Genomic DNA, 8,570 nt, shown 5'->3' on the forward strand with positions numbered 1-8,570 from the left:
CTCGCGATGAAACATCAACAGACCCTTGTTGGCCTGCCGAGTCTGCATGGCGATCACGCCGGGCTCAGTGTGGCTCTCTTCTCCTGGCCTTCCACCACGGAAAAGCGCTGGAGAAGTTCCTTGATCTCGTTGCGACTGTTGAACATCAACACGTCGATGATCGACAGCGAGGGCACGAATGGATGCTTGAACTGCGCATAGGTGATGTCGTCCATGCGCAGGAAGCGCAGCAACAGGCCCGCGGCGCGAAAGCGAGCGGGGCAATACAGCTCCAGGCCGCCGATGGGGTTGAGGTACAGCTCGCCGTCCATGCGGTGGACGATCTGGATGACCCGCTCCTGCATGTCCATCCTGGCCGGAAGCCCGAGGCTGGAGCCGCTGTAGATCGGCGTCTTGATGTCCAGGTAGGCGCAGAGGCTGCGAATCGAATGTTCGGTGAACAGCGCCAGGTTGCGCTCGGGGTGGTGCAGGATGCCGCGAAGCAGCGGCAGCACCTGATCGCGCTGCGGTGCCTTGGCGTAGCAGCGTTCGAGCATCTTCATCAGTATGTCGGCCTCCCGCTCGAAGTCGTCGCAGAGCCAGCGCCGATTGATGCATTCGGTCAGGTGGCCCTTCTTCAGCGGGAAGGTGATCAGCTTGGGCTGGCCATTGACCAGCACCCGGTTGCGGTTCATCCATGAGCCCTTCACGTATTGCAGGTCGTCGCCCAGCACGAAGACATCGCTACGGGCGATCAATTGAAAGTAGCCCAGATATGGGAAGAGGTAGGGCTGCATCATCGCGACGGTTCTGAGCACGGCACATCTCCTTGGCGGGTGGTTCCTTGATTCAGGCTTTCGGGGTGTAGCTGTAGTAACCGTAGGCCCCGCTGTCGTAGGGCGAAGTCGATGCCTTGCGCCTGACGGCATTGAGAATCACGCCCTTGAGCAGTACGCCGTTCTGCGCGAGGCGGCGCTTGGCGGCCTCGATCTGCGCGCTGGTGCTCAGGCCGAAGCGGGCGACCAGCAGGTTGGTGCCGGCCTGCTGGGCGACCAGCACCGCATCGGTGACCGCCAGCGCCGGGGGCGTATCGATGATGACGAAGTCGTAGAGCTTCTCCGCTTCCTTGAGCAGCTTGGCGAAGTTGTCGTGCATCAGCAGTTCGGAGGGGTTCGGCGCGGCGAACCCGGCAGGTATGAAGTGCAGATTCTGCTGCTCGGTGCGGTTGATGATCTGGGCGAGGCTCAGGCCGGAGGCCAGTGCGTCCGACAGCCCGTTGCGCGGCGACATGCCGAACAGGGTGTGCAGGTAGCCGCGGCGCATGTCGGCGTCGATCAGCAGCACCCGCTGGCCGGTCTGGGCGATGACCGCCGCGAGGTTGCTGGAAACGAATGACTTGCCTACCGAGGGTGTCGGGCTGGTGATCATCAGCACGTTGTTGCGCGCCTCGAGCATGGCGAACTTGAGGCTGGTGCGCAGGCTGCGCAGCGACTCGATGGCCAGGTCGCCGGGTTCGACGAGGCTGAGCAGCTTGGTCTTGCCGTCGCGCACCTTGCGGATCCGCGCCAGTTGCTCCTGCCTGCTGCTGTAGGGCAGGCCGGCATACACCGGTACGCCGAGCTTCTCGATCGCGTCCGGGCTTTCCACGCCGCGGTAGAAGGTCTGGCGCAACAGGATCACCATCGCCGAAACCAGCAGGCCGACGAAGGTGGCGAGCGCCACCACCAGCGGGCGCACCGGCTTGGAGGGTTTCTCGATCATCGAGTAGGCGTTGTCGATGATCCGCACGTTGCCGATGGTGCCGGCACGCACGATGTCCTGCTCCTGGGCCTGGTTCATCACCAGCGTATAGGTCTGGGTGGTGACTTCCATGTCACGCTTGAGGCGCAGCAACTCCTGCTGCGTCATGGGCAGGGCGTCGACTTTCTTCAGCAACTGGGCCTTCTGTGCCTGCAACTCGTTCATCTGAGTCATCAGCGTGCGGTAAATCGGATGCTCGCGTGTGTACAGGCGGTCGTACTCCACGCGCTTGAGGGTCAGCTCGGAGAGCTGTGTTTCCAGCGCGACGATCTGATCCAGCACGCCCTTGGTCTCGATGCTGATATCCACCGACTTGGCGCCGGTCTGGTAGGCATTCAGCGCGGCCTCGGCCTTTTCCAGTTCCTTGCGCACCTGGGGCAGTTGCGAACGAAGGAACTCCAGGCGCTGGGCGGCCTCGGCAGAGCTGCGCTGGATGTTCTGGTGGACGTAGAGCCGGCCGATTTCATCCAGCACGCGGTTGGCCAACTGCGGGTCCGGGTCTTCCAGGGACATGTAGATGATCCCGGAGTCCTTGCCGGCTTCGCCGACCTTCAGGCGGTCCTGGTAGTCCAGCGCGGTGGTCTGCGGGCGATTGCGCATCAGCTCGAACTCGGTACCGGGACGCGCGGCCAGTTCGGCGATCTGCACCTTGAAACCCTTGCTGTCCACGGCCTGGTTGACCTGGCCGCGGAGGATCAGTTGCCCTTCGTCGTCATGGAGGCTGTAGTTGCCCGCATCGCCGGCAACCAGGGTCAGTTTCTCGCCGAGATAGTCCTCGGGAACGTCCAGCTGGAACACCTCGAGCTTCTCGCCGCCCCAGGCGTAGCCGTCCAGGCCGAACAGCGGCGCAGCCAGGGCGCCATCGGTGGCCGGGTCGTGCCTGCGCGCCAGGTAGGCGCCGATCAGGGGGAAATGGCGAGGCTTGGCGGTGATGTACAGCTTGAGCTCCTCCACCGCCTTGCCCAGTACCGCACGGGATTTCAGCAGGGAAATTTCGGTGGTCGCCTGGGATACCGAGTCGGGTCTGGGAACGATCTCCGGGACCCCGGTGATGGCGCCTTTCTTCGGCTCGATCTGGATCATCGCGCTGGCCTGGTAGATCGGCGTGGCGACGATGGCATAGGCGATGCCCAGCGCGGCGAACAGTCCGGTGATGGCGACGATCAGGGCCTTGTGGTCGTAGGCGGTGCGCATGATGCCGGCGAGATCGATGCGATTATCCGCGTCGTATTCCAGCGAAGAGCGGGTCAGGGCAGTCATTGGGCGTCCTTCCTCATGGTGCGATGGCGGTGGGCTTCGTTGCGGGCTCAGCTTCTGGCCGGCTTCGGGCTCAGCCTGCGCAGCAGGTTGAGGCCGATGTTCTGGGCGATGCTGGAAAGCGCCTGGAGCTTGCTGAGCGGGGAAACCAGCGAGAGGCATTCGCCGAATACCTGGATCAGGAAGTACTCGTAGAGCGCGCGGTTGCCGATGCGGTTGTAGTAGCGGGCCAGCGAGTAATGGGCATGCATGGCCATCTGGATGCGCTGCTTGCTCGAACGCATGGAGAAGATGCCGCCTTCGTGGACACGGTAGGCGGCCGGGCTTATCTCTTCCATGAACTTGCCCTTGCCATAGGCGCCGAGCAGCGACCACCAGCAGATGTCCAGCACCTCCACGCCCAGCAGTTCCGGCGGCAGCTCCTGGATCAGGTTGCGAAAGCACACGGTCAGCGTCGACACCGGGCGACCCTGCATCAGCTCCAGCGCGGTGGCGTCCTTGCGGTACTTGCCGGTGAGCTGCGGCGTCTGGATGATCCCCTGACTGTTGAATATGAAGGCATCGTGATAGGTCATCACGTAGTCGCGGTGCCGTTCGAGGAAGTCCACCTGCAATTGCAGTTTGCGTGGGTCGGTCCAGTAGTCGTCGCCCTCGCAGTAGGCGATGTACTTGCCGGCGGAGCGGGCGAACAGCCGGGTGCTGAACGGCACGCCGAGGCTGTACTGGTTCTGCGTCTGGTAGATCGGCTTGATGATGGCGGGATAACGCGCCGCGTAATCGGCGATGATCGCGGCGGTGGCATCGGTCGAGGCGTCGTCATGGACGATCACCTCGAAGGGGAAATCCGTTTCCTGCTGGAGGAATCCCTCCAGCGTCTTCCTTATGAAAGGGGCGTGGTTGTAGGCGAGGCAGACGATGCTCAGCAACGGCTCGGTCTTGGCGCCCCATTGTTCCATCAAGGCTTGCTCGTTCTTCAATTCCATTTTTCAGACGCTCGGTTTGGTTATCAGTACGTACAATTTCGTGACGAGGGGTTTTGAACTGGCAGCCACCAGCGACAGGCAGACCAGCCCGCTCGCAGCCAGCGCCACCAGGATGTCGAAACGGTCGTCGCTGACGAGCAGGGCGAACAGCGGCTCGCCGAGCGCGAGCCCGAGGGCGGTCATCGCGCCGATCCGCAGCAGGTCCAGCAGCCAGATGCGCTGCAGGCCGGGGGCGAAGCGCCGGTGCACCACCGGCGGCCAGGCCAGGAAGGTCGCCAGGCGCAGGAAGAACCACGCCAGTGCGGCCCCATGGGCGCCGTGGGCGAGCGTCGCGTAGACCACCAGCGGAATGCTGAGGGCGGTGGAAATCACGCTGTACCAGATATGCAGTCGCAGCTGCCCATAGGCGTACTGCAGGTAGAACTGAAAGGAGCCTACGGCCATCAGGGCGCTGCCCAGCACGTACCAGGCCAGCACGGATTCGCTCCAGTCGGCGGCCAGCGGGTCGCCGGTCCAGGCGAATATCAGCGCTCTGGCGTGGTAGGCGATCACCGCCGCCAGCGGGAACAGCAGGCTGCAGACGAAGCGGCTGGCGTTGAGGTAGAGCGCCTCCATGTCGGCGATCCGTCCCTCGGCGACCAGCATGGTCATGCGTGGCAGCAGTGCCTGCACCAGCGGGTTGGTCAGCGTCATGATGCCGGTGGTGATCAGCGCCACCAGCGAGAAGTAGCCGTATTCCTCGAGCAGCAGCACCCTGGACAGCAGCACCTTGTCCAGCTGGGTCAGGGCGATCCACAGCAGCGAGGTGAAGAACATGCCGCCGGCGAACGGCAGCACCGGCTTGACCACCCGCCAGTCCAGGCCGCCGAACAGACCGGGATTGGGCAACTGGGCGTAGGCCTTGGCGGCGAAGGCGAGGACTTCCACCAGGGCAACCACGGCCTGGAACACGAAGAAGTCCAGTGGCTCCTGGGACACGTAGGCCACCAGCAACAGCCCGCCGAAATAGCGCAGGGTGGCGATCAGCATGTTCGTCGCGTTCAGCCAGCCGTGTAGCTCCACCCCCTGCAGGCCGCTCTTGTACAGGGTTGCATACAGGCGCATGCCGACCATCAGGCCCATCAGGCTGATGCATTGCCCGATCGTATCGGTATCCAGCTCGCGGGCCTGCAGCCAGGTCTGGGCAATCCAGCCGCTGGCCAGATGGATGGCGAGGCAGGCGGTCAGCACTATGGGCAACAGCAGCAGTTCGAACGAGCGCAGCAGGCGGCCGGCTTCGCCGCCGCGGGCGAGGTCCTCGTGCTGGCCGCGGTAGTGCGCCACCTGCCGCACCAGTGCCGGCGACATGCCCGCATCGAGCAGCAGCAGCCAGGCCTGAAGCACGGCGAAGAAGCCGATCAGGCCATAGGCTTCGGCACCCAGGTGCCCCAGGTAGAACGGCAGGATCAGGATGCCGATCAGCAGGGCATAGGCCTGGCCGAGATAATTGAGGCCGGTGTTGCGTAACACCGACAACCGCTTGGGATCGGACATGGCGCGATGGCTTACCTGGATTGGTCGGGAAATGCGTCGGCGCTCACGCTGGGCAGGTGCTCTGCGACGGTCAGCATCCCCAGTGCCTCGACGAGCGGCCGCAACAGGATTCGGCTGGACTGCGTGCTGTGGATCGATTCCTGGATCAGCGTCTGCATCACCTTTTCCTGTACCTTGCGAGGCAGCCCGGGGTAGATCGGCAGGCACAGCACCTTCCGGCTCAGCGCCCGCGAGCGTGGCTGTGGCAGTTGCGGCTGCAGGTACTCCAGGGTGTCCAGCGAGGGGTAGAAGTAGCGGCGCGGGTTGATACCGTTCTCGTTCAATTGGCTGCGGCAGTGCAGCAACTGCTTCTCGTCCGCCAGGGCAACGGGGAAATAGCTGTAGTTGCATTGCGCGTGCGGCTGCGGCTTCTGCAACTCGAAGTAGTCGCCGAGGCGCCTCTCGTAGCGGTGGCCGATTTCGGCGCGGCGTTCGAGGATCAGCTCGATATCGTCGAGTACGCACATGCCCATCGCGGCGGAGAACTCGTTGAGCTTGGCATTGATGCCGATGCCTTCGATCCTGTCAGTATCGACGATGCCGAAGTTGCAGAGCAGGCGCACCCGCTCGGCGAGAGCGTCGTCATTGGTGACGATCGCGCCGCCTTCGATGGTGTGGAACAGCTTGGTCGCATGGAAGCTCAGGGTGCTGATGTCGCCCCAGTTGTAGACCGATCGGCCCCTGTGGCGTACGCCGAAGGCATGAGCACCGTCGTAGACGACCTTGAGGTTGTGCTTGCGGGCGATCTGTTCGATGCGCTCGACGTCGCAGGGGTTGCCGAACACGTGGGTGGCGACGATGGCGGTGGTGTCGCTGGCCATGTTCGCCTCGATCTGGCTCGGGTCGAGGTTCCAGGTCGCCGGATCGATGTCGGCGAAAATCGGCCTGATGCCTTCCCACTGCAGCGAGCTGGTGGTGGCGACGAAGCTGAACGGTGTGGTGACCGCGCTGCCGGTTATCTCCAGCGCCCGGTAGGCGATCTGCAGGGCGATGGTTCCGTTGTTGGTGAGAATGATGTTCCGGACCCCGAGGTAGTCTTTCAGGCGCTGCTCGAGGGCGGTTACCAGGGGACCGTGATTGGTGAGCCATCCGGAGTTGTAGATCCCATCCACGTAAGCCTTGAACTTGTCTTTGTCGCCCAGGTAGGACTTGGTCACATTGATCATGGGGATTTCCTTATCGGAGATTCATCACGGTCGGGCCGGGCTAAGCAGCCCGATCAGACCGGCTGCTGTTCGCCAATGGTGCTGGCCCGCCGCGCCCGGCGCTGGTTGTGCGCGAGGATCATGCGGGTCAGCAGGCTGCCGGCGTGGGGGTCGCCGTAATGGAAGATGGCGGTGGCCCGGAGAGTGGCCGGGTTGCAGGGCTCGTTGGCGTGCAGGGAGCGGTAGCCCCAGAACAGATAGAGGTTGCCTGGAATCAGTTGCAGACGCTGTGGCTTGAGCAGGCCGCGGTGGATCGCCCGGGTGATCAGCCTGCGGCTCAGGCGGTTCTGCAGCAGGGCCTTTTCCAGCACGTTGAGCAGCGCATTCGAGCGGATCCGGCGCAGGTTGGGGAAAAGAAGCAGGTCGCCGCACTCGTCCCCCTCCTGGGGAATTTCCACCGGCAGCAGGGCCGTGACCAGCGAGGCGTCGAAGTGGAAGCAGTTCGATTCCTTGCGTCCCGTCTGGCCTTGTACGCAGCGCATCACCAGGTAGATCCTGTCGCTGTGTGCCGGCTCACCCGCGCCGAGCTGATAGATGTCGGCCAGCAGGCCCTGGAACTCCGGCGCCGCTCCCAGCACGGCCAGCAACGAACTGGCCACTTCCGCGCCGCCGTGGTGGGCGAAATATTCGCCCCGATGAAGACATGCCTGTTCGGCTACTTGCTCGCGCAGTTGTGATAATTGCTGGGGAGTTAAATACTCGGGAAGGCAGGCATAGCCCTTCCGATTCATCTCCCAGGCAATCAGTGCCTTTTCTTTATATTCAAGGCTGCGAAATATAGATAACACGATTATCTCCCTGCGCGAGGGCTGGGTGAAACGGTTGGTGGGTCGGCAGATGAGGTCGTCACTTATGGCAAAGTGCGCCTCCTGCCGTTCCTATCTGGCTGTATTTGAAGGGTAAATTCGTTCCGAAGCGACGCAGGCGGAATCGGCCGATTAGCGCAGGCCATGCAATGACTGGAGTGGCGGTATTCTGAATTGAAAAAGCTTCAGGAAAAGCTACCGCCATCGACATGTATATGTCGTACTGGATAGTTCTTGTGACAGCCTGTCTCGTTGCTATTTCGGCGGGACTCTATAACCCGTGTCCGTGACAGCTTTTCGGACCGTTTGGGCAAAGCTACCGCACTCTGGATACTTGCCCGAGGTCGTTATAAAAGCTGCTGGTGAACGAGCCCGCTTCAGCACACTTCGATGGCTGCTTTATCAGGCAGGAGATTTAATTCTTTCGCTACAAAACTCGACCTTTCCCGTTGGTCTTAAACTGCTCTGCAACGTATTGCTCCCTGTGGGCGATAGGTATCCGTCATAACGAAACCGAAGTCAAGATGGTCAGCCAAATTTTTGTTTGCTTCCTGCTTTTCGGTTTTTTATTCTTTATAACTTGTTGATTTTAAAAGGCGTTAAATTTTTGACGGATCGCTCATGCCCAAGAGCTGACCAGTCTGGCACTTGTCGTTGACAGTATTTATCTTTCGTTACCGCAAACGCTAAGTTGAGCGCCATGCTCGGTTAATGTCTCGCTTTATAAGGCGCTTTTCTTGCGCCCAGACGTAATAACCCGCATCCAGGGTTCTATGGCGAGAAGACTCGCGGATTTAATTCATTCGCATGAGGCCAGGGGGGGGCTTGGCTTATTTGCCAGCGGACGCACGGCCCTGATGAGGCTGGGCGGTAGGCGGAAACGAAAAAGGCCACTCGATCGAGTGGCCTTTTTCGTGAAGTGGTTGCGGGAGCCGGATTTGAACCGACGACCTTCGGGTTATGAGCCC

6 protein-coding genes are annotated in these 8,570 nt (G+C 61.9%); all 6 read right to left on the bottom strand.

Translation table 11 applies throughout. From position 1 onward, the window contains the following. Positions 1-53 precede the first annotated feature (53 nt). Genes IN820_RS21215 through IN820_RS21240 form a run of 6 tightly spaced genes read right to left on the bottom strand, consistent with a single transcriptional unit; the run spans position 54 to position 7,527 of the window. On the bottom strand, positions 54-797 hold the full coding sequence (locus IN820_RS21215; RefSeq protein WP_193682874.1) for a WbqC family protein: 744 nt from the start codon (positions 795-797) through the stop codon (positions 54-56). Between the two features lie 31 nt (positions 798-828). Continuing rightward, the gene (locus IN820_RS21220) at positions 829-3,039 is read right to left on the bottom strand and encodes a polysaccharide biosynthesis tyrosine autokinase (RefSeq protein ID WP_193682875.1); all 2,211 of its coding nucleotides are present in this window, start codon (positions 3,037-3,039) and stop codon (positions 829-831) included. Between the two features lie 47 nt (positions 3,040-3,086). Next, a complete protein-coding gene (locus IN820_RS21225; protein ID WP_193682876.1) occupies positions 3,087-4,019 on the bottom strand; it encodes a glycosyltransferase family 2 protein in 933 nt (310 codons plus the stop codon). Positions 4,020-4,022: 3 nt separating this feature from the next. Beyond that, positions 4,023-5,552, bottom strand: a complete 1,530-nt coding sequence (locus tag IN820_RS21230; protein ID WP_193682877.1) for a lipopolysaccharide biosynthesis protein — start codon at positions 5,550-5,552, stop codon at positions 4,023-4,025. 11 nt (positions 5,553-5,563) lie between these two features. After that, positions 5,564-6,757, bottom strand: a complete 1,194-nt coding sequence (locus IN820_RS21235) for a DegT/DnrJ/EryC1/StrS family aminotransferase (RefSeq protein ID WP_193682878.1) — start codon at positions 6,755-6,757, stop codon at positions 5,564-5,566. A gap of 53 nt (positions 6,758-6,810) precedes the next feature. Beyond that, positions 6,811-7,527: a hypothetical protein gene (locus IN820_RS21240; RefSeq protein WP_207793731.1), complete on the bottom strand. Its 717-nt coding sequence runs from the start codon at positions 7,525-7,527 to the stop codon at positions 6,811-6,813. Between the last annotated feature and the right edge of the window lie 1,043 nt (positions 7,528-8,570).

Source organism: Pseudomonas lopnurensis (assembly GCF_015070855.1).
In the GTDB taxonomy this organism is placed as follows: domain Bacteria; phylum Pseudomonadota; class Gammaproteobacteria; order Pseudomonadales; family Pseudomonadaceae; genus Stutzerimonas; species Stutzerimonas lopnurensis.